This window comes from Streptomyces sp. HUAS ZL42, assembly GCF_040782645.1.
Classification (GTDB): Bacteria; Actinomycetota; Actinomycetes; order Streptomycetales; family Streptomycetaceae; genus Streptomyces.
In genome coordinates this window covers 2838773-2861243 of record NZ_CP160403.1, presented here as the reverse complement: position 1 = coordinate 2861243, position 22471 = coordinate 2838773, and the positions used below count along the sequence as shown (strand labels likewise).

The following is a 22471-nucleotide window of genomic DNA, read 5'->3' as shown; positions in this document are numbered from 1 at the left end:
GGCACCGGACAGCCATCGCCGAGTCCCCGTACGGCGCGAGCCAGGGGAGCCGGGGACCCATCGAAGTCCCTGGGGTGAATCGGACGCCCGCGCGTACCGCGAGGGTGCCCGTAGGAGACCTTCCTGCTCCGAACCCGTCAGCTAACCCGGTAGGCGAGAGGGAAGGAAAGGACCGCTCAACTTCATGGCGTTCACCTGCGCCACCGGGAAGCACCGGCGTCCCAGCCGGATGAAGCGCACCACCGCCCGCGCGGCGGGCATCGCGGCGCTCACCACCACCGGCGTCATCGGCACCCTGTCCGCTCCGGCACTCGCCACCGAGACCTCCGTCGAGGACACCGGCCTGATCCCCGTCGTCACCATCGGCGACTCCCTCGCCGACCGGATCGACGAACAGGCCGCCGTCCAGAAGGAGGCCGCGCGGCAGAAGGCGGCCGAGGAGGCCGCACGCAAGAAGGCCGTGGAGAAGGCCAGGGCGGAGCGCGAGGCCAAGGCCCGTGCCGCCCGCGAGGCCGAGCGCAAGCGCTCCGCCCGCGAGGCCGAGCGCAAGCGCCTCAACACCTTTGTTCTGCCGATCACCGGCTCCTACGTCTCCACGGGCTACAAGACCGGCGGCTCCGTGTGGTCCTCCGGCAGCCACACCGGCGTCGACTTCCACGCCGCCGGCGGCACCCCCGTGCACGCGGTCGGGACCGGCACCGTCGTGGAGGCGGGCTGGGCCGGCTCCTACGGCAACCAGATCGTGATCAGGATGAGCGACGGCACGTACACGCAGTACGGCCACCTGTCGACCATCGCCGTCTCGGTGGGCCAGAAGGTCACCCCGGGCCAGCGCATCGGCCTTTCCGGTGCGACCGGCAACGTCACCGGGCCGCACCTGCACTTCGAGGTCCGTGCGACCCCGGAGTACGGCTCCGACATCAACCCCGTCGCCTACCTCCGCAAGCACGGCGTGAACGTCTGACGACACACGGGACGACTCCCGAGGCCCCGGCTCCCCGAGCCGGGGCTTTCGTCGTTTTGGACACCCGGCTGTCCAAAAAATATCCCTGGATTCCGGCCCGCCATCGGAAATTCCGGCTCATTGCAATAGAGTCACTGGACACACGTCTATCGTCGACGTTTCACGGGGATTAAGGCGGAGGTCGGTCATGCGTATTCCGGCGCACTCGGTGTGCACGGCCATCCGGGACGACATCGTCGCGGGTGTCTACGAGCGTGGCAGCCGACTCACCGAGGAACTCCTCGCGCGTCGCTACGGCGTCTCGCGCGTCCCCGTACGCGAGGCCCTGCGGACGCTGGAGGCGGAGGGGTTCGTGGTGACCCGGCGGCACGCGGGCGCGTGCGTCGCGGAACCGACCGAGCAGGAGGCCGCCGACCTGCTCGAGATGCGCATGCTCCTGGAACCGCTCGGCGCCTCCCGGGCGGCCCAGCGGCGCACGGAGGCCCATCTGAAGGTGCTGCGCGGGCTCGTGAGGCTCGGCCAGGAGCGGGCCCGGCGCGGCAGCAACGAGGACCTGCGCTCCCTGGGCGGCTGGTTCCACGAGACGCTCGCCCAGGCCTCCGGCAGCCAGGCGCTGACCTCCATGCTGACCCAGCTCCGGCACAAGATCGCATGGATGTACGCGGTGGAGGCGCCCGCCAACCCCGTGGAGTCGTGGGCGGAGCACGGCGCGATCGTGGACGCGGTGGCGCGCGGCGACGGCGAGCGCGCGCGGGCGATCACGGCCCTGCACACCGAGCGCGCGACGACGGCGCACCGGCTGCGTTTTTCCGGCGGCGCGGACCGCCCCGACCGTGTGAGGACTTCGCAACCTCCCGTAAACATGTCGAGTCTGCGGCATTAACACGGGCACCGTATACAAAGAGGGGCTATTCGGTGGAGGCGTATTTCCGCTGCCCTTTTTCTCGCGTGCCGGGAATTTCTGTGCGCGCGCCATTCGTATGCCCGCGCGGCGGTCCCGGAGTATGCCTGTGGTAATTCCGTTCGCGGGGTGCGAAAACCCGTGACCGGGGCGAAGAACGCCGGAGCCGCGCCACCCGCCAGGGGTGACGCGGCTCCGGCGTGCGCCGCGCGCGGGGCTCAGACGGTCTCGGGGAGCTCCTCGAGCCCCTCGGCGACCAGCTTGGCCAGACGGTCGAGGGCCACGTCGGCACCCTCGGCGTCGGAGGCGAGGACGATCTCCTCGCCGCCCTGGGCGCCCAGGCCGAGGACGGCCAGCATGGAGGCCGCGTTGACGGGGTTGCCGTCGGCCTTGGCGATCGTCACCGGGACACCTGCGGCCGTGGCGGCCCGGACGAAGATGGATGCGGGGCGGGCGTGGAGGCCCTCGGCCCAGCCGACGTTGACGCGGCGCTCAGCCATGTGATGCTGCCCTTCGGTTTTCAAGGTTGTCTAGACCAGTGTTCCACACGCGAAGCGTGCCCGGAACGGGTCGGTGTCCCGTTCCGGCGTGGTCTTCGGGCCGCGGCCTCGGCCCGACTTCCGTCCTCCACAGACTGCCTCGCGCCGTTGTCGGACGCGAGCCTTACGCTGGGGCCCATGCAGAGCGCGTCGGACCGGCACGAGTACCCCGCCCACTGGGAGGCCGACGTGGTGCTGCGCGACGGCGGCACCGCGCGCATCCGCCCCATCACCGTTGATGACGCCGAGCGCCTGGTCAGCTTCTACGAGCAGGTCTCGGACGAGTCGAAGTACTACCGCTTCTTCGCGCCCTACCCGCGCCTGTCCGCCAAGGACGTCCACCGCTTCACGCACCACGACTTTGTGGACAGGGTGGGACTCGCGGCCACGGTCGGCGGCGAGTTCATCGCCACCGTACGCTATGACCGCATCGGCGCCGACGGCATGCCCGCCTCCGCACCCGCGGACGAGGCCGAAGTGGCCTTCCTGGTGCAGGACGCGCACCAGGGGCGGGGCGTCGCCTCGGCCCTCCTCGAACACATCGGGGCCGTCGCGCGCGAGCGCGGCATCCGCCGCTTCGCCGCCGAGGTGCTGCCCGCCAACACCAAGATGATCAAGGTGTTCACGGACGCCGGCTACACCCAGAAGCGCAGCTTCGAGGACGGCGTCGTGCGCCTGGAGTTCGGCCTCGAACCCACCGAGCGCTCGCTGGCCGTGCAGTACGCGCGCGAGCAACGGGCCGAGGGCCGCTCCGTGCAGCGGCTGCTGATGCCCGGCTCCGTCGCCGTTGTCGGCGTCGGCCGCGCACCCGGTGGCGTGGGCCGCGGAGTCCTCGGCAACATCCGGGACGCCGGGTTCACCGGACACCTGTACGCCGTGAACAAGGCCTTCCCCGAGGGGCGGAAGGAGCTCGACGGGGTGCCCGCGTACCGCTCGGTGCGCGACATCGACGGCCCGGTCGACCTCGCGGTCGTCGCCGTCCCGGCCGACCGGGTGCCCGAAGTCGTCGCCGAGTGCGGGGAACACGGCGTCCAGGGCCTCGTCGTCGTTTCCGCCGGCTACGCGGAGAGCGGCTCCGAGGGACGCGAGCGCCAGCGCGAACTCGTCCGGCACGCACGCGCGTACGGCATGCGGATCATCGGGCCGAACGCCTTCGGGATCATCAACACCTCCCCGGAGGTACGGCTGAACGCGTCCCTGGCCCCCCAGATGCCGCGCCCCGGCCGGATCGGGCTGTTCGCCCAGTCCGGCGCCATCGGCATCGCGCTGCTGTCCCGGCTCCACCGGCGCGGGGGAGGCGTCACCGGTGTCACCGGGGTGTCGACCTTCGTCTCCTCCGGCAACCGGGCGGACGTCTCCGGCAACGACGTCCTGCAGTACTGGTACGACGACCCGGACACCGACGTCGTCCTCATGTACCTGGAGTCCATCGGCAACCCCCGCAAGTTCACCCGCCTCGCCCGCCGGACCGCGGCGGCGAAGCCACTGGTCGTGGTCCAGGGCGCCGGTTCCGCTCCGCAGGGGCACACGGTACGGGCGACACGGTTGCCGCACGCGACGGTGTCCGCACTGCTGCGACAGGCCGGCGTGATCCGGGTGGACACGATCACCGAGCTGGTGGACGCGGGGCTGCTGCTGGCACGGCAGCCGCTGCCGGCGGGGCCGCGCGTGGCGATCCTGGGGAACTCGGAGTCGCTGGGGCAGCTGACGTACGACGCGTGTCTCTCCGAGGGGTTGCGGCCGTTGCGCCCCTTGGATCTGACGACCGGGGCCTCGGCGGAGGACTTCCGGGTCGCACTGTCGCGCGCGCTGGCCGACGAGGCGTGCGATGCGGTGGTCGTGACGGCGATCCCGGCGATCGGGGAAGTGTCCCCGGGGGACGCGGAGCTCGCGGAGGCGCTGTCGGCCGCCGGCGCGGCTGCGGCGAAGCCGGTGGTGGTCGTGCACGTCGAGTTGGGCGGGCTCGCGGAGGCGTTGTCGGCCGCGGCGAGTACCGCACCACAGGCTGGTACCAGGGCACCCGGCGCCGGTGGCGATGCCCGCCCCGTCCTCCCTGCGGAACGGGCGACCACCGCGGCACCGGAACCACCATCAGGCACCGGCACCTGTTCCCGCCTGATCCCCGCCTACCCCGCCGCCGAGCGTGCCGTCCGTGCTCTCGCCGAAGCCGTCAAGTACGCGCAGTGGCGGCGCGAGGCCGCCGACCCCGGCAAGGTGCCCGAGTACGAGGACGTCGACGAGAAGGGTGCCGCCGAGCTGATCGGCGGGCTGCTCGCGCGGGGGCAGGGGCTCACGCTCGGGACGCAGGCGACGCGCGAGCTGCTCGGGCGGTACGGGATCGCCGTACGTGAGGCCGTTCCCGCGCTCACACCCGACGACGCGGCCCGGGCCGCCCGCACCCTCGGCTACCCCGTGGTCCTCAAGGCGACCGCCCCGCACCTGCGGCACCGCGCCGACCTGGGCGGCGTACGGCTGGATCTCGCGGACGAGGAACAACTGAGGCGGGCATACGCCGAGTTGACCGAGCTGTTCGGCAAGCCGGAGGACCTGAGGCCGGTCGTGCAGGAGATGGCGCCGCGCGGTGTCGACACGGTCGTACGCGCGGTCATCGACCCGGCGGCGGGGGCGGTGCTGTCGTTCGGGCTCGCCGGAGCCGCCTCCCAGTTGCTCGGGGACATGGCGCACCGGCTCATCCCGGTCACCGACCGTGAGGCGGTCTCGCTCGTCCGGTCGATCCGGACGGCGCCCCTGCTGTTCGGCTGGCGCGGTTCGACGCCCGTGGACACGCCTGCGCTGGAAGAGCTGCTGCTGCGCGTGTCGCGGCTGGTCGACGACCACCCGGAGGTCGTCGCGGTGACTCTGGAGCCGGTCGTCGTCGCTCCGCGTGGCCTGACTGTTCTCGGCGCCTCCGTGCGGCTGGCTCCGCCGCCCGCCCGCGACGACCTCGGCCCGAGGACGCTTCCCGCCTACTGAGACGTCCCGGGACCGCCGTGAGCGGTGCTTCGCAGTCAGTGCACCCCCGTAGGATGGGCGTCATGGCCAAGACCAGTACGACGACCCAGGGGCTGCGTGCGGCGATCGAGCGCAGCGGCTACTACCCGGCCCTCGTGGCCGAGGCGGTGGAGGCCGCTGTGGGCGGCGAGCCCATCCGGTCGTACCTGGTCCACCAGGAGACGACGTTCGACCAGAACGAGGTGCGGCGGCACGTGACCGTGCTGGTCCTCACCGGCAACCGCTTCATCGTCAGCCACACCGACGAGCAGGCCGCCGACAGCACCTCGCCGACGCCGTACGCCACGACGTCCACGGAGTCCGTGAAACTCGGCCGGATCTCGTCGGTCGTCGTCAGCCGCGTCGTCGCCAACCCGGAGTCGTACAAGCCGGGCACGCTGCCCCGCGAGATCGTCCTGACCATCGGCTGGGGCGCCGTCTCCCGCATCGACCTGGAGCCCGCGGCCTGCGGCGACCCCAACTGCGAGGCCGACCACGGCTACACGGGCAGCTCGACGGCGGACGACCTCAGCCTGCGCGTCAGCGAGGCCGGGGACGGCCCGGAGACGGTGCGCCAGGCGCTCGCCTTCGCCCAGGCCGTCTCCGAGGCGACCGCGGACCCCACACGCTGATGTCCCAGCCCACCGCCTGGGACCCCCCGGAACCGCTCACCCTCGGCTCCGCACCCCTGCCCGAGTACGGCAGCGGCTCGCTCGCCGACCTGCTGCCCACGCTGGCCACCGGTATGGGCGTGCCCGGGATGCCGTCCGCGATCCCGGAGCTGACCGCGGCCGACCGCAACTGCGTGTTCCTGATCGACGGTCTCGGCTGGGAGCAGCTGAAGGCGCACCCCGAAGAGGCGCCCTTCATGACCTCGCTCCTGGAGACGTCCCGCGGGGCCACCGGCCGCCCGATCACCGCCGCGTTCCCGGCGACCACCGCGACCTCCCTCGCCTCCGTCGGCACCGGCCTGCCCCCGGGCGCGCACGGCCTGCCCGGCTACACCGTGCGCAACCCGGAAACCGGCGAGCTGATGAACCAGCTCCGCTGGCAGCCGTGGACCCCGCCGCGTCCGTGGCAGCCGTACCCCACGGTCTTCCAGCTGGCCCACGACGCGGGCGTGCACGCCGCGCAGGTGACGTCGCCGACCTTCGAGACCACCCCGCTGACCAAGGTCGCCCTCAGCGGCGGAACGTTTCTCGGCCGGCTGACCGGCGAGGAGCGCATGGACCTCGCCGCCGAGCAACTGGCGGCAGCCGACCGCTCCCTGGTCTACACGTACTACTCCGAGCTGGACGGCTCCGGCCACCGCTACGGCGTCGCCTCGGACACCTGGCGCGGCCAGCTGATGTACGTCGACCGGCTCGTCCAGCGCCTCGCCGAGCAGTTGCCGCCGCGCAGCGCGCTCTACGTCACCGCCGACCACGGCATGATCGACGTGCCCTTCGACGAGCAGCACCGCATCGACTTCGACGAGGACTGGGAGCTGCGCGCCGGGGTCGCGCTGCTGGGTGGCGAGGGGCGTGCGCGGCACGTCTACGCGGTCCCGGGCGCCGCGAACGACGTCCTCACCTGCTGGCGCGAGGTGCTCGGCGAGCAGTTCTGGGTGGCCTCGCGGGACGAGGCGATCGCGGCGGGCTGGTTCGGTCCGCACATCGACGAGCGTGTGTACGCGCGCATCGGCGACGTGGTCGCGGCCGCGCACGACGACGTGCTCATCATCGCCTCCGAGCGGGAGCCCAAGGAGTCGACGATGGTCGGCAACCACGGTTCCATGACCCCTGGTGAGCAGCTGGTCCCCCTGCTCGAAGTACGCTCCTGAAGCCCCACACGTCCTTTTCTCCGCTCCTTCGCCGAAAGGTGCTCAACTCGCCATGTCCGAGCTGGTGTTCTTCTCCGGAACCATGGACTGCGGGAAGTCGACGCTGGCTCTGCAGATAGAGCACAACCGTTCCGCGCGTGGACTGCAGGGCATGATCTTCACGCGTGACGACCGCGCCGGTGAGGGCAAGTTGTCGTCGCGGCTGGGCCTGGTCACCGACGCCGTGGAGGTCGAGGACGGCCAGGACCTCTACGCCTACCTCGTCGACCACCTCTCCCAGGGCCGCCGCGCGGACTATGTGATCGCCGACGAGGCGCAGTTCCTCGCCCCCGGGCAGATCGACCAACTCGCCCGAGTCGTGGACGACCTGGGTCTCGACGTCTACGCCTTCGGCATCACCACCGACTTCCGCTCCAAGCTCTTCCCCGGCTCCCAGCGCCTGGTCGAGCTCGCCGACCGCGTCGAGGTGCTCCAGGTCGAGGCCCTGTGCTGGTGCGGCGCACGCGCCACCCACAACGCCCGCACCATAGGCGGCCACATGGTCGTCGAGGGCGCCCAGGTCGTCGTCGGCGACGTGAACCAGCCCGACGACATCGGCTACGAGGTCCTCTGCCGCCGTCATCACCGTCGCCGTATGACCGCGGCGACGGCACGGGCGGCCGCGCTGTCGCCGGATGTGCTGCCCATCACTCCGGCCTGACCCCCGTTCAGGAGGCGAAGCCGTTCGGCGCTGTGCCTCCCCCTGCCGGCGCTCGACAGCCGTCCGCAGCGCGTCACCGGCGCTTCAGCCGATGCGAGCCCCCGTGCCGCCGACCCGGACGCGCGGGTCGCCCGCGCGCAGTGTCACCGTGAGCTCGCCGGGGCGGCCCAGGTCCTCGCCCTGGTGCAGGGTGAGGACGGCATCCTCGGGAACCAGGCCCAGTTCACGGGCGTACGCACCGAACGCGGCGGCCGCCGCGCCGGTCGCAGGGTCCTCGACGACGCCGCCGACGGGGAACGGGTCGCGGACGTGGAACACGGCGGCCGACTCCCGCCACACCAACTGAACCGTGGTCAGGTCCAGGCGGTGCATCAGGGCTTCGAGGCGCGCGAAGTCGTACGCGAGGTCCGCGAGGCGGGCACGGGTCGCCGCCGCGAGGACGAGATGGCGGGCGCCGGCGAACGCGATGCGGGGCGGGAAGGCCGGATCGAGATCGGCGGCCGGCCAGCCGAGCGAGGCGAGCGCCTCCGCGAGGTCGGCGCCGGCGATCTCCTCGACGTGCGGCTCGACGCTGGTGAGCGTGGCCCTGACCGTCCCGCCCTCCTCGGTCACCTCCACCGGCACGGTGCCGGTGCGCGTCGCGAACACCAGCTCCCCTGGGCCTATCCGCTCGGCGAGCGCGACGGCGGTCGCGACGGTGGCGTGCCCGCAGAACGGTACTTCGGCCTTGGGACTGAAGTAACGGATGCCGTACGCCCGCCCCTCCCGGCCGCCGAGACCCTCCGGGGGCGCGGTCAGGAACGCTGACTCCGAGTATCCGAGCTCGGCGGCGATGGCCAGCATGTCACCGTCGTCCAGGCCGGTGGCGTCCAGGACGACACCGGCGGGGTTCCCGCCGTCGGGGTCACTGGAGAAGGCGGTGTAGTGCAGCACCTCGGGCCGCGGGGCGTCCGTCGTCATGGTCGCGGCAACACGGGGCGAGCCACGGCTATTCCGGCCTCGGGGAACAACCGAGCAGCCATTACGGAGCGTTTCGCCAAGCCGTCGGATCTCGGATCTGGAAGGGGACGCCGGCTCTGCAGCCCTGGCGCCGGAGCAGATCGACCAACTCGCGCGCGTGGTCGACGACCTGGGGATGGACGGCTGCCTTCGGCGTCACGACCGACTTCCGCTCCAAGCTGTTCCCGGCTCCCAGCGGGCCCTGGACCCGCGAGCGTCAACGCGGGCTCTGGATCAGGGAGAACCGTGCCCCCTCGGGATCGGCGACCGTGGCCACGCGGCCATGGGTGCTGTCCCGGGCAGGTCGCAGGATGTGGCCGCCCAGGTCGACCACACGGGCCAATGCCTCGTCCGTGTCGGCCACTTCGAAGTACGTCATCCAGTGAGGTCCCCGGTCGCGGGGCAGCGCGCTGCCCACCCCGTGGATGCCGGCGACCGGGCGGCCGGCGATGTGCAGGGTCACGTAGTCGAAGTCGGCGGAGACGACGGATTCCTCCTCGTAGCCGAACACCGTCTTGTAGAACTTGGCGACGCTCGCGGACTCGAAGGTCAGCAGTTCGTTCCAGGCGGGTGTGCCGGGCACGCCGGTGACGCCCGTACCGAGGTGGGCGGCCGCCTGCCAGACGCCGAAGACCGCGCCGGAGGGGTCGGAGCCGATCGCGAGGCGCCCGGCGTCGGCGGCGTCCAGGGGGCCCACGCCGATCGTCCCGCCGCACAGCCGTACCGTTTCGGCCGTCAGGTCCACGTCGTCCGAGGCGAGGTAGGGCGTCCAGGCGATGGGAAGATGCCGGTCCGGGGGCAGCTGCCCGATCCCGGCCACCTCACGCCCGTCGAGCAGGGCCCGCAGGTAGGGGCCGAGCTGCTGGGGGCCTGGCTGGAACTCCCAGCCGAACAGCTCACCATAGAAGTCCTGGGTCGCGGCCATGCCGTGCACCATCAGGCTCACCCAGCAGGGCGTGCCGGGCGCGTACCGAGCGTGCGCCTCGCCGTTCGGGCCGGCCGACCCCGGTGCCTCGGTCATCGTCACCCTCTCCTCGGCCCCTCGCGGTGGCCGTGTCGCTTTCGCTCTCCCGGACCCCTGTGCGCGCCGTCGCGGGCCGGCCCGTGTCCGGAGGATGCCCGATGCGCGGTTTCTCTCCCGTCTCCGCGCGATTGCCCATGGATGTCGATCAGTTGTACAGCATGTGCCCGATCCCGTACGCCTCGTGATCGGGCCTGCCCGGCCGAGCAGAGTAGCCGGACGAGGACGATGCGGCCACCCCGTGCGCGAGGATGGTGGCCATGAACGCCATCATCTCCGCATCCGAACTCGCGAGCGACCTGGCAGGGCAGAATCCGCCAGTACTTCTCGACGTCCGCTGGCAGCTCAGCGTCGCGAAGGCGGCCGGGGAGCCGCCCTTCGACGGCCGGGCCGCGTATGAGGCCGGGCACATTCCCGGTGCGGTCTACGTCGACCTGGACTGCGAACTGGCCGGCGCACCCGGCGACCACGGCCGTCATCCGCTGCCCGACGTGGCGGAGTTCGGGGCGGCGATGCGCCGGGCGGGCGTGTCCTCGGGGGCGTCGGTGGTCGTGTACGACGGCGGGCAGGGCTGGGCGGCGGCCCGGGCGTGGTGGATGCTGCGCTGGACGGGTCACCCGGACGTGCGGGTGCTGGACGGCGGGTTGCCGGCGTGGGAGGGGGAGCTGTCGCCGGACGTTCCCGAGCCTGTGGAGGGCGACTTCGAGCCGGTGCCGGGCGCTGTGGGGCTCCTCGACGCGGACGGGGCGGCCTCGCTGGCCCGCTCCGGGGTCCTGTTCGACGCGCGCGCGGGGGAGCGCTACCGCGGGGAGGTCGAGCCGATCGACCGGGTCGGCGGGCACATTCCGGGAGCGGTCTCGGCGCCGACGACCGAGAACGTGGCGGCGGACGGCCGTTTCCTGCCCGCGGAGGAGCTGAGGGCGCGCTTCAAGACGCTGGGGGCGTCCGACGGCACCGAGGTCGGTGTCTACTGCGGTTCGGGCGTCTCGGGGGCCCACGAGGTGCTGGCACTGGCGGTGGCGGGGATTCCGGCGGCGCTGTACGTGGGGTCGTGGTCGGAGTGGTCGTCGGATCCGTCGCGGCCGGTCGCGGTGGGGGCGGATCCTCAGTAGCGGTTCCTCATTGGCGCTTCCGCGGCAGCGACAGGGCAGGTACGACGATGAGGGCCACGCTCGATCAGCGTGGCCCTCATCCGCGTACGACCGACTACTCCTGCTTCTTCCGCCGCGTCCCGAACACGATCTCGTCCCAGCTCGGCACCGCCGCTCTGCGGCCCGGGCGGACGCCGTCCGCCTCGGCCTGGCGGTCGGTCGCGCCGACGAGCCGGTCGCGGTGGCTGCCGACGGAACGCGGCATGAGGACGTCCGCGTAGGCGGAGCCGGCGGATGCCGCGGGCGCCGGGGGTTCCTCCGCCTCGGGTTCGGCGGGGGGCTCCTCCGAGGGGGCCTCCGCCGGGCGCTCCGGAACCACCAGGTCGCCCCGGAAGCTCGGCACCGCCTCCAGCAGGCTGGTCAGCGAGTCCCGCTCGGACGTGGTCTCCTCGGGCGGCTCGGACGCCTGCGACGGCAGACTCGGCCGTTCCCGCTCGGTGGAACGGTCCAGCGGGCGGTCGCGGGGCAGCCGGGCGATACGCGGCACGAACGGAAAGCTGGGCTCCGGCGCGGCGAGGTCGTCGGACTCGCCGATCAGCGAGCGCGCCTCGTCGTCCACGGCCTGGACGAGCCGCCGCGGCGGGTCGTACGTCCAGCTCGCCGAGTGCGGCTCACCCGCGACCCGGTAGACCAGGAGGACTTCCCAGGTGCCGTCGTCGCGGCGCCAGGAGTCCCACTGCACGGTGTCCTTCTCGGCGCCGCGCAGCAGCAGACGCTCCTGGACGGCCTCGCCGAGCTGCGGCCCGGCGGCGTTCTCGCCGGGCCTGCGGACGGGAGTCTTGCGGGCCCGCTCGGCCATGAAGGCGCGCTCGGCCAGGACCGGGCCCTCGAAGCGCCGTACGCGGTCGACGGGGATGCCGGCCATCTGGGCGACCTCTTCCGCGGTCGCACCCGCGCGTATCCGCGCCTGGATGTCTCGGGGGCGGAGATGGCTCTCCACCTCGATCTCGATCTGGCCGAGGCGGGGACGGTCGCCGCGCACGGCGGCGCGGAGCCGTTCGTCAATCGGAAGCGTGTACTCCGTGCTGTCCGCAGCCTTCAGCACCAGCCGTGTGCCGTCATTGGAGACGGCCACGACACGCAGTTCGGGCATGGGGACCTCCCGGGTGGTGCCTGCCGACGTCACGTGCGTCGCTGCTTCCGCTAGTCGAGTGTGGCCTGCCCGGGTGCAGCCTGCCACAACCTTGCCGAGTTGCCCGGCGTGTCGGGCACGGGCCCTGGATCGCCGTTATGGCACGGTTACCTATTCGCAACGCTAAGTGACCAACTCCGTCACCCTGTGCAACTAGCCCCCTCCCGGCGGTCCAGCAAGGCCCAGGACACCCTGGCGGGAGACCTGGCCCAGGGCTCGCAACAGTACTCCATTTGGGCCACGTGCGTGGATTGGCACGCCGCTCAACTTCTCGCAAGGGGTGGGACTTGGCCGTCCGTCGCGGGATTTCCGATCTTGGAAGTGGCGCACTTCACGCAATCGCCGGAAATGGAACCAAGGTTCCGTCCGTACGTCCCCTTCTCGTGTCCCCTTCTCGCGCAAGGCCTCGGACTGCGTGCCGCGTGGCGGTTCGGTGTGCCGGCACTTCTTCAAGCGCACGGGCGAGAAGATTCGTAACGCCCCCCGGCGCCCGATGGGTTCACCGGGCGCACGCAGAGTCGGCTACGCCCCCAGAACCCTCCGCAAGTAGTCGTTCTGGAACCGCCGATCCGGATCAAGCCGGTCCCGAAGCGCGGTGAACTCGCCGAAGCGCGGATAGACCCCGGCGAAGTACTCCGCGTCGCGCGTGTGCACCTTGCCCCAGTGCGGCCGGCCCTCGTGGGCGGTGAAGATGCGTTCGGCGGCGGTGAAATACGCCTGATAGGGCGTCCCCTTGACCATGTGTACGGCGATGTAGGCGCTGTCGCGGCCGGACGCCGTGGAGAGGGTGATGTCGTCGGCAGGGGCGGTGCGCACCTCCACCGGGAAGCTGACCCTGAGGGCGGAGCGGTCGACCATCGCCTTCAGTTCGCGCAGCACCCCGGCCACGGCCTCGCGCGGCACCGCGTACTCCATCTCCACGAAACGCACCCGGCGCGGGGAAGTGAAGACCTTGTAGGGAATGTCGGTGTAGGTGCGCGCGGACAGGGCCTTGCTGGAGATCCGGGCGATCGCCGGGATCGTGCCGGGCGCCGCTCGGCCGACCCACTGGGCCACCTGGAAGACGCCGTTGGAGAGGAACTCGTCCTCGAACCAGCCCGCCAGCTGCCCCACCGGCTTCTCCGGGCCCGCGCTGCGGTTGTTGCGCTTGGTGTTGGTGTTGCCGGTGTGCGGGAACCAGTAGAACTCGAAGTGCTCGTTCTCGGACCAGAGTTCGTCGAACTCGGCGAGAACCTTCTCGAACGGCATCGGCTCCTCGCGGGCGGTGAGCAGGAAGATCGGCTCCACGGCGAAGGTGATCGCGGTGACGATGCCCAGCGCACCCAGGCCGATGCGGGCGGCGGCGAAGACCTCCGGGTTCTCCTTTTCGGAGCAGGTCAGCACCGTGCCGTCGGCCGTCACCAGTTCCAGGGCCCTGATCTGCGCGGCTATCGAGCCCGACTCACGGCCGGTGCCGTGCGTGCCCGTGCTGGTGGCTCCGGAGACCGTCTGCACCATGATGTCGCCCATGTTCGTGAGCGACAGACCCTCGCGCGCGAGGGCCATGTTGAGTCTCTTGAGCGGAGTACCCGCCTCGACCGTGACGGTCCCGGCCTCGCGGTCAATGTGGCGGATCCCGGTCAACAGTTGAGGGCGGATCAACACGCCGTCGGTGGTGGCGATCGACGTGAAGGAGTGGCCGGAACCGACCGCCTTCACCTTCAGCCCGTCCTCGGCGGCCTGCCGCACGGCCGCGACCAGTTCCTCGACGGAGGCGGGCGTGACCTCCCGCGCGGGGCGCGTGGCGACGTTGCCGGCCCAGTTACGCCACGTGCCGTTCTTCCCGCTCGTTGTGCTGCTCAAGGGTGCCTCCCCGACGCGGAACCGGCCTGCTGAGCCGGCGGTACCCGAGGAAACCGACCGCGACCGCGACGGCTCCGGACACCGCCGGAACCCCGTACCCGGTCCTCGCGCCGGCCGCGTCGATCACCCAGCCGGCCATGGAGGAGCCGAGCGCAACGCCGACCGCGAGCCCGGTGCTCACCCAGGTCATGCCCTCGGTCAATTGTGCGCGTGGTACGTGCTCTTCGATGAGGGACATCGTGGTGATCATCGTGGGTGCGATGAACAGGCCCGCAACGAACAGCGCCACGGCCAGAAACGGCAAGTTTCCGACCAGTAGGAGGGGGATCATACTCACGGCCATCATGAAGACGCCCAGCAGCCAGCGACGTTCGGGTGCCCCCTTGAAGTGCATCAGCCCGAACACGACGCCTGCCACGCAGGAGCCCGCCGCGTACAGCGCCAGGACGACACTGGCGGCGCCCTTGTGGCCGCGCTCGTCGGCGAAGGCGACGGTGACCACGTCGACCGCCCCGAAGATTGCTCCGGTCGCCACGAACGTGGCCACCAGAACCTGCAGCCCCGGCGAGCGCAGCGCACTGCCCCCGCCCCGGTGCTCGCGCGGGTGCGGCTCCGGCTCGGTGGCCCGCTGGGCGGTCAGCCAGAAGACGCCGACGGCCAGGAAGCAGGCGGCCAGCAGCGGCCCCGCCTCCGGGAACCAGGCCGTCGACAGGCCGATGGAGATGATCGGCCCGAAGATGAAGCAGACCTCGTCCACGACCGACTCGAATGAGTACGCGGTGTGCAGCTGCGGGGTCCCCCGGTACAGGGCGGCCCAGCGCGCGCGGATCATCGCGCCGAGGCTCGGGACGGAACCGATGCCGGCGGCGCACACGTACAGCACCCAGTCCGGCCAGCCGAAGTGCGCGGCGAGCAGCAGCCCGGCCGCCGCGGACAGCGCGACGAGCGTCGCCGGCCGCAGCACCCTGCGCTGCCCGTGCTGGTCCACCAGCCGGGAGATCTGTGGTCCGACCACCGCGGCGGCCAGTGCGATGGTCGCCGAGAGTGCGCCCGCGAGCCCATAGCGTCCGGTCAGCTGGGAAATCATCGTGACCACGCCGATGCCCATCATCGACAACGGCATCCGGCCGAGGAACCCCGCGGCGGAGAAGCCCTTGGAGCCGGGGGCGGCGAACAGGGCGCGGTAGGGGCTCGGCACGGGGGTCTCCGGTCGGACGGGAAGCGGGGTGGCTCAGTAAGGCGCGAATACAGCTGATACAGCTTACGAGTTAGGTCACCCTAAATGCACCTGTGGGGCGATGCCGGACCCCACGACGTCACCCCGCCGTTTCCCGGCTGTCAGTACGGAGTGGCAGGATCGAGTCATGCCAGACGCGCTCGATGCCACCCCCTACGACGCCCTGCTCCTGCTCTCCTTCGGCGGCCCGGAAGGCCCGGACGACGTGGTCCCGTTCCTGGAGAACGTGACGCGAGGGCGCGGCATCCCCAAGGAACGGCTGAAGGAAGTCGGACAGCACTACTTCCTGTTCGGCGGTGTCAGCCCCATCAACGACCAGAACCGCGCCCTGCTGGACGCCCTCCGCAAGGACTTCGCCGACCACGGCCTGGATCTGCCGGTCTACTGGGGCAACCGCAACTGGGCGCCGTACCTGACCGACGTCCTGCGCGAGATGGTCACCGACGGCCGCCGCCGCTTCCTCGTCCTCGCCACCAGCGCCTACGCCTCCTACTCGGGCTGCCGCCAGTACCGCGAGAACCTCGCCGACTCGCTCGCGACGCTGCAGGCCGAAGGTCTCGAGCTGCCGAAGATCGACAAGCTGCGGCACTACTTCAACCACCCCGGCTTCCTCGAGCCCATGATCGACGGGGTGCTCGAGTCCCTCGCCGACCTCCCCGAGAACGTCCGGGACGGCGCACACCTCGCGTTCACGACCCACTCCGTCCCGATCTCCGCGGCCGACAGCTCCGGTCCCGTCGAGGACCACGGCGACGGCGGGGCGTACGTCAGACAGCACCTGGACGTCGCGCAGCTGATCGCCGACGCCGTCCGCGAGCGCACCGGAGTCGACCGCCCCTGGCAGCTCGTCTACCAGTCCCGCTCCGGCGCCCCGCACATCCCGTGGCTGGAGCCCGACATCTGCGACCACCTGGAGGAGCGGCACGCCGCCGGAGTCCCGGCCGTCGTGATGGCCCCCATCGGCTTCGTCTCCGACCACATGGAGGTCCTCTACGACCTCGACACCGAGGCCAGGGCCAAGGCCGAGGAGCTGGGCCTGCCCGTGCGCCGCTCCGCCACCGTGGGCGCCGACCCGCGGTTCGCCGCCGCGATCCGCGAACTGGTCCTCGAACGAGCCGCGGCCGAGAGCGGACGGGAGGTCGCGCCCTGTGCGCTGGGCGCCCTGGGCGCGAGTCACGACCTCTGCCCGGTCGGCTGCTGCCCGTCCCGCGCACCCCGGCCCGCCGCCGCGGGCGCCGACAGCCCCTACGCGTGAGGAATCCCGTGATCGACCCCCTGCACACGGACCTGCTCAAGCTCGCCCACGAGGCCGCCCTGCGAGCCGGCGAGCTCCTGCGGGACGGCCGCCCGGCCGATCTCGCGGTGGCCGCCACCAAGTCGAGCCCCATCGACGTGGTCACCGAGATGGACATCGCGGCGGAGAAGCTGATCACCGGCCTGATCTCCGACCACCGCCCCGACGACGGCTTCCTCGGCGAGGAGGGGGCCTCCACGGCGGGCACGAGCGGCATCCGCTGGGTGATCGACCCGCTCGACGGCACCGTCAACTACCTGTACGGACTGCCCACTTGGGCTGTCTCCGTCGCCGCCGAGCAGAACGGCGACACGGTCGTGGGCGTGGTCTTCGCCCCGATGCGCGGCGAGACCTTCCACGCGGTCCGCGGCGGCGGAGCCTGGGCCACCGGAGCCTGGGAGGGCGAGCGCAGGCTGACCTGCCGGCCGGCGCCGCCGCTGGACCAGGCCCTGGTGTCGACCGGCTTCAACTACGTCGCCGAGGTCCGCGCCCACCAGGCGGATGTCGCCCAGCAGCTGATCCCGCTCCTGCGCGACATCCGGCGCGGCGGCTCGGCCGCGGTCGACCTCTGCGACGTCGCCGCGGGCCGCCTCGACGGCTACTACGAGCGCGGTCTGCACGCATGGGACCTGGCCGCGGGTGATCTGATCGCCCGGGAGGCGGGCGCGCTGACCGGCGGTCGCCCCGGAGAGCGCCCGTCACGCGACCTGACGGTCGCAGCGACGCCCGGCGTCTTCGAGCCCCTGCAGCGCCTTCTGGAGGACTTCGGGGCCTGGCACGACTGAGGGGAGTGCGGGAGGGCGGAGGGCTCCGGGCGGCCTTCGGGCGGGAAAGCACACTACTGACGGCTGGGCGGACGGCCACCTGCAGGTCCCGGCCGCCGGGAACGCCGTACGGGAGCCTCCTCCCCGGCAAGGGCCCACCGAGGCTCACCGTCCCCATGCGCCGGCCCCGAGAGAGCCGAAGCGCCGCGCCGGTGTCGAGAGCCCATGGGGGTCCCCCCGGCTCGAGCGAAGCCGAGAGTGGGGGAGCGCGGAGGCCCGAGGGGCTGAGCACGGTCGGGCTCTCGACACCGGCTGAGAGCGCCCCGTAGGCGAAAGAGCAAAAAGCGGAGCCCCGGCGCTGGATTCGCCGGGGCTCCGCTGCGGTGCGTGCGAGCTGGATCAGACGCCGGACACGCCGACTTCCACACCGTGTTCGGCGGCGAGGCGGCGCAGGTCGTCGAGCTCGCCCTGCTCCACCTCGACGAGGAAGTCGTCGCCCTCGTCACGAGCCCGCGTCAGGTCGGACTCGGTCGCCTTTATGCGCTGCAGAAGTCCTGCGGTGAATGCGTCCATGCTGCGCCCCCTCGTCCTGGGTCGTGGGTCGGTGGCACGGGGGTGTGCCATTCGGAAGGGGCGATCACGTCTCCGGTAGATGCCCAGCGTGCTGCCCTGCTGGGCGGCGACGGTGCCGGACACCCACGCCCGCTCTGCGGCAAGCGGATCGCGGCGTACCGCATGGTGTTGCGGCACATGCAGAGCGTGATCGCGGGGTGTACATGCCGTCCTCCCCCCGCTCCCTTCCGCGGAAACCTCAACCACGCGAGAAAATCCCGCATTCCCGCGTCCCGCACGGTTCCTCCACGGGCGCTCACCCGACTTACAGCCGACTTATGGCCGAAAAGGGCAGGATGGAGGTCAACACACTCACCAAGCCCTGCCCACGTGCGCTCACGGAGCGCTACGCGGGTGGACACAGGAAGGACAAGCGACGTGCGCGTACTCGTCGTCGAGGACGAGCAGCTGCTCGCCGATGCGGTGGCCACCGGACTGCGCCGGGAGGCCATGGCCGTCGACGTCGTGTACGACGGTGCGGCCGCCCTGGAGCGCATCGGCGTCAACGACTACGACGTGGTCGTCCTCGACCGAGACCTCCCGCTGGTGCACGGCGACGACGTCTGCCGCAAGATCGTCGAGCTGGGCATGCCCACGCGCGTGCTGATGCTGACGGCGTCCGGCGACGTCAGCGACCGGGTCGAGGGTCTGGAGATCGGCGCCGACGACTATCTCCCCAAGCCTTTCGCGTTCAGCGAGCTGACGGCACGCGTGCGTGCCCTGGGCCGCCGTACGAGCGTGCCGCTGCCGCCCGTGCTGGAGCGCGCGGGGATCAAGCTCGACCCGAACCGCCGCGAGGTCTTCCGCGACGGCAAGGAGGTCCAGCTGGCGCCCAAGGAGTTCGCCGTCCTGGAGGTGCTGATGCGCAGCGAGGGCGCGGTCGTGTCCGCGGAGCAGCTTCTTGAGAAGGCCTGGGACGAGAACACCGACCCGTTCACGAATGTCGTGCGTGTGACGGTCATGACCCTGCGCCGCAAGTTGGGTGAGCCTCCGGTCATCGTCACCGTCCCCGGCTCCGGCTACCGGATCTGACCCGACCATGGCCGCGACACCCGCGCCTCCCCAGGCGCCCCCGAAGCCCACATGGGACCCCAGAAGGCCACAGGCCCCGTTCCCCTGGCTGCGCCCGACCATCCGGATACGGCTGACGCTGCTGTACGGCGGCATGTTCCTGATCGCGGGCATCCTGCTGCTGTCGATCATCTACCTGCTGGCCGCGCAGGCCCTCCATGAGGGAAGCGGTCAGTCGTTCCAGGTGACCGGGAGCAACCTCGACATCACCAGTTCGACCTGCCCCCAGCTGGACACGGCGACCACACAGGGCGAGTTCAACGAGTTCCTCAAGCGGTGCGATGCCGTCCAGCGCCAGCACGCCCTGGACGACCTGCTCAGCCGCTCCCTGCTGGCCCTGCTCGGCCTCGCGGTGATCGCTTTCGCCTTCGGCTACGCCATGGCCGGCCGCGTCCTGTCCCCGCTCGGCCGGATCCTGCGCACCGCGCGCTCGGTGGCGGGCTCGGACCTGTCCCGCCGTATCGAGCTGGACGGCCCGGACGACGAGCTGAAGGAGCTGGCCGACACCTTCGACGACATGCTGGAGCGCCTCCAGCGTGCCTTCACCGCGCAGCAGCGCTTCGTCGGCAACGCCTCGCACGAGCTGAGAACGCCCCTCGCGATCAACCGCACCTTGCTCGAGGTGCACCTCTCCGATCCCAACGCGCCCGCGGAGCTGCAGCAGCTCGGCAAGACGCTGCTGGCCACGAACGAGCGCAGCGAGCAGCTCGTGGAGGGTCTGCTGCTGCTGGCCCGCAGCGAGAACCAGATCGTCGAGCGCAAGCCCGTGGATCTCGCGGAGGTCGCCTCGCAGGCCGTCGACCAGGTGTACGCGGAGGCACAGGCGAAGGGCGTGGTGATCCGGGGCGAGCAGAAGCCCGCGGTCGTCCAGGGCAATGGTGTGCTGCTGGAGCGGATCGCCCTGAACCTCGTGCAGAACGCCGTGCGGTACAACGTCCCCGAGGGCGGCTGGGTCGAGGTCACCACCGATGTCCAGCACGGCCAGGCGGTCCTGGTCGTGTCGAACACGGGGCCGGTGGTGCCGGCGTACGAGATCGACAATCTCTTCGAGCCGTTCCGGCGGCTGCGTACCGAGCGCACGGGCAGCGACAAGGGTGTGGGCCTGGGTCTGTCCATCGTCAGGTCCGTGGCCCGGGCGCACGGCGGCCATATCTCGGCCACGCCCCGAGAAGGGGGTGGGCTCGTGATGCGGGTGACCCTGCCCGTCTGAGATCATGTCGCCGACACACGGGGTTGTTCGCTTTGCGCGGAATTTCCGGGGCACTGACCCGGCGGCATCGTGTGTGATCGATCACAGGGGCGTTTTTCAGGCCATCTACTTTCCGTGATCATGCGAGGCGTCGGAAAGCCGGGAAAATCCTGGTTTTCGGGGGTCTTGATCACGGGAAGTACACGGTGAGACGCCTTTGATGTGCGGCCTTCGGACCGTGTACGGTCCCGTTCGCCATCCAAGCCGATCACTCTTGAGGAGTCCGGTTGGGTGTCGATTGAGTAACAGACCTTGATGTGAGGCAAAATCTCCGCCTCGGGTCGGGCACAAGTCCGGCCTCTCACGCGTTACGTGCGCTGGAGACACCGCAGACACCCAGAGGGGGAGAGCGACCATGGCAACCGATTACGACACCCCACGCAAGACCGACGACGACGTCGACTCGGACAGCCTTGAAGAGCTGAAGGCCCGGCGCAACGACAAGTCGGCCTCCGCGGTCGACGTCGACGAGTTCGAGGCCGCCGAGGGCTTGGAGCTGCCCGGAGCCGACCTCTCCAACGAGGAGCTGGCCGTCCGGGTGCTGCCCAAGCAGCAGGACGAGTTCACCTGCATGAGCTGCTTCCTGGTGCACCACCGCAGCCAGCTGGCCCGGGAGAAGAACGGTCAGCCGATCTGCCGCGACTGCGACTGAGGACGGGTCGGCCGTGGCTGGCTCGACCTCTCCTCGGAAGCGCCGCTTCCTCTTGCAGGGAGCGGACAAAGGGCAGTTCGACGGCCCTCACGGCGTGCGTGACGACGAGCGGGGCTCACCCGGTACGGGAATCCCTACGGGGTCGGCCTCGCTCGAACCGGTGGTTGACCCGGGCGACCTTCCGGCGCCGCTGGTGGGTCCCACGCCCGCCGCCATGCGGCGGGCCGTGGCGATTCGGGACAGGGCCAGGGACCTGGCCAAGCAGGGCGTCCGCAAGGGCGGCGACCGCGCCAGGGCGGGACTGGCGCGCCTGGCCGACCGGATCATCGAGATGGCCCCGCGCGTGCCGGTGCGGGACCTTCAGACGCTCCGCAGGCAGTTCCCGGGGCTGGGGCCCGAACAACTCGCGGACAAGCTCGTGGCGGGCGCAGCGAACGCGACGGCGACGGTGGGAGCCGGGATCGGGGCGGCGGCGATGCTGCCCGTGCCGCCCGCGATGCCGACGGAACTGGCCGCGGAGATCACCGGGGTTGCCACGATCGAGCTGAAGCTGATCGCCGAGCTTCACGAGGTGTACGGCGTGCGGCCGCCGGGGAATCTCAAGGACCGCAGTACGGTCTATCTCCGCTCGTGGTCGGGTGAGCGCGGGATCGACGTGATGAAGCCCGTGACCGTCGACGCGGCCCTCGGGGGCCGGATGAAGCGCGAGCTGCGGCAGCAGATCATGAAACGAATGGTTCGTGACCTGCCGAATCTGATGCCGTTCATGGTGGGGGCCGCGGTGGGCGCGGTCATGAACCGGCGTGACACCAAGAAGGTCGCGGCGCGCATCCGGGCGGATCTGCGGAAGATACAGGTGCCGTGGGACGCCCTGGCCGACCTTCCCCCGCTGGAAGCACCGGCCGACCCGCTGAAGCTGGGGGAACTGTCCGAGGAACTCGGTCCCTGAGCGCGGCCTCGCCGCAGAGTCATGACCGGCTTCGCGTGGGCCACCCGGCCGCGCCTGCGTACCCGTGCCCGAGGGGTTCTTGTGTGCGTAGCCCTGTCTACGCCGTCGTCGCCCGCGCCGCCTTGAGGGCCTCCGCGAGGCGCTCCGGGTCACGGGTCGAGAGGTACAGGTAAGGAGTCGGGTCGGCGGGGTCGGTGACCTCGACGCGCAGGGCCGTCGGGATGTACGCGCGCAGGAGGAGAAAGGCGCGGGTGTCGGCCTTGTACGTGCGCCAGGCGCGGGCCTCCGCCGCGTCGAGCACCTCCGCCTCGCCGAGGGCCGTGACCGGGATCTTCGCCTCGCCCGCGATCAGGGAGTCGCCGACGACGCGGATGCGGATCGAGCCGTACGAGCTGGCCACCACGGCCGCGGCGGCCGTGCCGCCGACCAGGCCGGCCAGCAGCGGCAGCGTGCCGAAGGGGAGCAGGATGAGGGCCATGGAAACGCCCACGAGGAACGAGATCAGCCACCAGGAGCGCGGGGCGGTCAGGCGTTCTTCGTAGGGGGTGGCGGAGAGCTGCATGGAGCCAAGCTTGGCACGG

21 protein-coding genes and 1 riboswitch are annotated in these 22471 nt (G+C 71.2%); of the genes, 13 read left to right on the top strand and 8 right to left on the bottom strand.

The genetic code is table 11. The features are described from left to right. Positions 1 to 6: 6 nt before the first annotated feature. Positions 7 to 171: riboswitch (cyclic di-AMP (ydaO/yuaA leader) on the top strand. A 13-nt stretch (positions 172 to 184) separates the two neighbouring features. Then, positions 185 to 964: a M23 family metallopeptidase gene (locus ABZO29_RS13120; protein WP_367320365.1), complete on the top strand. Its 780-nt coding sequence runs from the start codon at positions 185 to 187 to the stop codon at positions 962 to 964. 187 nt (positions 965 to 1151) lie between these two features. Then, positions 1152 to 1847: a GntR family transcriptional regulator gene (locus tag ABZO29_RS13115; protein WP_367320364.1), complete on the top strand. Its 696-nt coding sequence runs from the start codon at positions 1152 to 1154 to the stop codon at positions 1845 to 1847. 236 nt (positions 1848 to 2083) lie between these two features. Here ABZO29_RS13115 and ABZO29_RS13110 read toward each other — a convergent pair whose 3' ends face one another. Continuing rightward, complete coding sequence (locus ABZO29_RS13110; RefSeq protein WP_053655224.1) at positions 2084 to 2365, bottom strand: HPr family phosphocarrier protein; 282 nt, start codon at positions 2363 to 2365, stop codon at positions 2084 to 2086. A 177-nt stretch (positions 2366 to 2542) separates the two neighbouring features. Here ABZO29_RS13110 and ABZO29_RS13105 point away from each other — a divergent pair, with 177 nt between their 5' ends. The 4 genes from ABZO29_RS13105 (at position 2543) to ABZO29_RS13090 (ending at position 7917) form a co-directional block, all read left to right on the top strand. Continuing rightward, the gene (locus ABZO29_RS13105) at positions 2543 to 5377 is read left to right on the top strand and encodes a GNAT family N-acetyltransferase (RefSeq protein WP_367320363.1); all 2835 of its coding nucleotides are present in this window, start codon (positions 2543 to 2545) and stop codon (positions 5375 to 5377) included. A gap of 62 nt (positions 5378 to 5439) precedes the next feature. Continuing rightward, positions 5440 to 6027 (top strand): DUF5998 family protein, encoded by a 588-nt coding sequence (locus tag ABZO29_RS13100; RefSeq protein WP_367320362.1) that lies wholly within the window; start codon positions 5440 to 5442, stop codon positions 6025 to 6027. Beyond that, positions 6027 to 7217, top strand: a complete 1191-nt coding sequence (locus ABZO29_RS13095; RefSeq protein WP_367320361.1) for an alkaline phosphatase family protein — start codon at positions 6027 to 6029, stop codon at positions 7215 to 7217. The genes ABZO29_RS13100 and ABZO29_RS13095 overlap by 1 nt, the downstream gene beginning before the upstream one ends. 52 nt (positions 7218 to 7269) lie before the next feature. Further along, on the top strand, positions 7270 to 7917 hold the full coding sequence (locus tag ABZO29_RS13090) for a thymidine kinase (RefSeq protein WP_367320360.1): 648 nt from the start codon (positions 7270 to 7272) through the stop codon (positions 7915 to 7917). A gap of 84 nt (positions 7918 to 8001) precedes the next feature. On the opposite strand, the gene ABZO29_RS13085 is transcribed toward ABZO29_RS13090, so the two are convergent. Together ABZO29_RS13085 and ABZO29_RS13080 are read right to left on the bottom strand one after the other, a co-directional pair. Then, positions 8002 to 8877: a PhzF family phenazine biosynthesis protein gene (locus ABZO29_RS13085; RefSeq protein ID WP_367320359.1), complete on the bottom strand. Its 876-nt coding sequence runs from the start codon at positions 8875 to 8877 to the stop codon at positions 8002 to 8004. Between the two features lie 256 nt (positions 8878 to 9133). Beyond that, positions 9134 to 9937: a VOC family protein gene (locus ABZO29_RS13080; protein WP_367320358.1), complete on the bottom strand. Its 804-nt coding sequence runs from the start codon at positions 9935 to 9937 to the stop codon at positions 9134 to 9136. 260 nt (positions 9938 to 10197) lie between these two features. On the opposite strand from ABZO29_RS13080, the gene ABZO29_RS13075 reads away from it, so the two are divergent. Next, on the top strand, positions 10198 to 11049 hold the full coding sequence (locus tag ABZO29_RS13075; protein WP_367320357.1) for a sulfurtransferase: 852 nt from the start codon (positions 10198 to 10200) through the stop codon (positions 11047 to 11049). Between the two features lie 94 nt (positions 11050 to 11143). On the opposite strand, the gene sepH is transcribed toward ABZO29_RS13075, so the two are convergent. From sepH to ABZO29_RS13060, 3 genes are all read right to left on the bottom strand, one after another. After that, entirely contained in the window at positions 11144 to 12181 is a 1038-nt protein-coding gene (sepH, locus tag ABZO29_RS13070) for a septation protein SepH (protein WP_367320356.1), read from the bottom strand. 561 nt (positions 12182 to 12742) lie between these two features. Beyond that, positions 12743 to 14062, bottom strand: a complete 1320-nt coding sequence (locus tag ABZO29_RS13065) for a D-arabinono-1,4-lactone oxidase (RefSeq protein WP_367320355.1) — start codon at positions 14060 to 14062, stop codon at positions 12743 to 12745. After that, on the bottom strand, positions 14022 to 15260 hold the full coding sequence (locus ABZO29_RS13060; protein ID WP_367320354.1) for an MFS transporter: 1239 nt from the start codon (positions 15258 to 15260) through the stop codon (positions 14022 to 14024). Before ABZO29_RS13060 ends, ABZO29_RS13065 begins: the two co-directional genes overlap by 41 nt. A gap of 166 nt (positions 15261 to 15426) precedes the next feature. Between ABZO29_RS13060 and ABZO29_RS13055 the strand changes: the two genes are divergently transcribed. Both ABZO29_RS13055 and ABZO29_RS13050 read left to right on the top strand, forming a co-directional pair. Then, complete coding sequence (locus ABZO29_RS13055) at positions 15427 to 16554, top strand: ferrochelatase (protein WP_367320353.1); 1128 nt, start codon at positions 15427 to 15429, stop codon at positions 16552 to 16554. An 8-nt stretch (positions 16555 to 16562) separates the two neighbouring features. Continuing rightward, positions 16563 to 17378 (top strand): inositol monophosphatase family protein, encoded by an 816-nt coding sequence (locus ABZO29_RS13050; RefSeq protein ID WP_367326121.1) that lies wholly within the window; start codon positions 16563 to 16565, stop codon positions 17376 to 17378. A 378-nt stretch (positions 17379 to 17756) separates the two neighbouring features. Here the strand turns inward: ABZO29_RS13050 and ABZO29_RS13045 are convergent, their stop codons facing one another. Continuing rightward, a complete protein-coding gene (locus ABZO29_RS13045; RefSeq protein ID WP_367320352.1) occupies positions 17757 to 17930 on the bottom strand; it encodes a hypothetical protein in 174 nt (57 codons plus the stop codon). 417 nt (positions 17931 to 18347) lie between these two features. Here ABZO29_RS13045 and ABZO29_RS13040 point away from each other — a divergent pair, with 417 nt between their 5' ends. The 4 genes from ABZO29_RS13040 to ABZO29_RS13025 all read left to right on the top strand — a co-directional run bounded on the left by ABZO29_RS13040 (position 18348) and on the right by ABZO29_RS13025 (position 21890). After that, positions 18348 to 19001 (top strand): response regulator transcription factor, encoded by a 654-nt coding sequence (locus ABZO29_RS13040; protein WP_007385219.1) that lies wholly within the window; start codon positions 18348 to 18350, stop codon positions 18999 to 19001. A 7-nt stretch (positions 19002 to 19008) separates the two neighbouring features. Then, positions 19009 to 20250 carry a sensor histidine kinase gene (locus ABZO29_RS13035; RefSeq protein ID WP_367320351.1) on the top strand — a complete coding sequence of 414 codons (1242 nt, stop codon included), beginning with the start codon at positions 19009 to 19011 and terminating at the stop codon, positions 20248 to 20250. 394 nt (positions 20251 to 20644) lie between these two features. Continuing rightward, the gene (locus tag ABZO29_RS13030; RefSeq protein WP_003993510.1) at positions 20645 to 20941 is read left to right on the top strand and encodes a DUF4193 domain-containing protein; all 297 of its coding nucleotides are present in this window, start codon (positions 20645 to 20647) and stop codon (positions 20939 to 20941) included. 13 nt (positions 20942 to 20954) lie between these two features. Then, positions 20955 to 21890 carry a hypothetical protein gene (locus tag ABZO29_RS13025; protein WP_367320350.1) on the top strand — a complete coding sequence of 312 codons (936 nt, stop codon included), beginning with the start codon at positions 20955 to 20957 and terminating at the stop codon, positions 21888 to 21890. Positions 21891 to 21987: 97 nt separating this feature from the next. On the opposite strand, the gene ABZO29_RS13020 is transcribed toward ABZO29_RS13025, so the two are convergent. After that, positions 21988 to 22452, bottom strand: coding sequence for a DUF3093 domain-containing protein (locus ABZO29_RS13020; protein ID WP_367320349.1), 465 nt, complete (start codon positions 22450 to 22452; stop codon positions 21988 to 21990). Positions 22453 to 22471: the final 19 nt, after the last annotated feature.

Excerpts from the sequence above, each read along its gene's own strand:
- ABZO29_RS13120 (WP_367320365.1), top strand. The coding sequence starts at position 185 with ATGGCGTTCACCTGCGCCACCGGGAAGCACCGGCGTCCCAGCCGGATG.
- ABZO29_RS13115 (WP_367320364.1), top strand. The coding sequence starts at position 1,152 with ATGCGTATTCCGGCGCACTCGGTGTGCACGGCCATCCGGGACGACATC.
- ABZO29_RS13110 (WP_053655224.1), bottom strand. The coding sequence starts at position 2,365 with ATGGCTGAGCGCCGCGTCAACGTCGGCTGGGCCGAGGGCCTCCACGCC.
- ABZO29_RS13105 (WP_367320363.1), top strand. The coding sequence starts at position 2,543 with ATGCAGAGCGCGTCGGACCGGCACGAGTACCCCGCCCACTGGGAGGCC.
- ABZO29_RS13100 (WP_367320362.1), top strand. The coding sequence starts at position 5,440 with ATGGCCAAGACCAGTACGACGACCCAGGGGCTGCGTGCGGCGATCGAG.
- ABZO29_RS13095 (WP_367320361.1), top strand. The coding sequence starts at position 6,027 with ATGTCCCAGCCCACCGCCTGGGACCCCCCGGAACCGCTCACCCTCGGC.
- ABZO29_RS13090 (WP_367320360.1), top strand. The coding sequence starts at position 7,270 with ATGTCCGAGCTGGTGTTCTTCTCCGGAACCATGGACTGCGGGAAGTCG.
- ABZO29_RS13085 (WP_367320359.1), bottom strand. The coding sequence starts at position 8,877 with ATGACGACGGACGCCCCGCGGCCCGAGGTGCTGCACTACACCGCCTTC.
- ABZO29_RS13080 (WP_367320358.1), bottom strand. The coding sequence starts at position 9,937 with ATGACCGAGGCACCGGGGTCGGCCGGCCCGAACGGCGAGGCGCACGCT.
- ABZO29_RS13075 (WP_367320357.1), top strand. The coding sequence starts at position 10,198 with ATGAACGCCATCATCTCCGCATCCGAACTCGCGAGCGACCTGGCAGGG.
- sepH (WP_367320356.1), bottom strand. The coding sequence starts at position 12,181 with ATGCCCGAACTGCGTGTCGTGGCCGTCTCCAATGACGGCACACGGCTG.
- ABZO29_RS13055 (WP_367320353.1), top strand. The coding sequence starts at position 15,427 with ATGCCAGACGCGCTCGATGCCACCCCCTACGACGCCCTGCTCCTGCTC.
- ABZO29_RS13045 (WP_367320352.1), bottom strand. The coding sequence starts at position 17,930 with ATGGACGCATTCACCGCAGGACTTCTGCAGCGCATAAAGGCGACCGAG.
- ABZO29_RS13035 (WP_367320351.1), top strand. The coding sequence starts at position 19,009 with ATGGCCGCGACACCCGCGCCTCCCCAGGCGCCCCCGAAGCCCACATGG.
- ABZO29_RS13030 (WP_003993510.1), top strand. The coding sequence starts at position 20,645 with ATGGCAACCGATTACGACACCCCACGCAAGACCGACGACGACGTCGAC.
- ABZO29_RS13020 (WP_367320349.1), bottom strand. The coding sequence starts at position 22,452 with ATGCAGCTCTCCGCCACCCCCTACGAAGAACGCCTGACCGCCCCGCGC.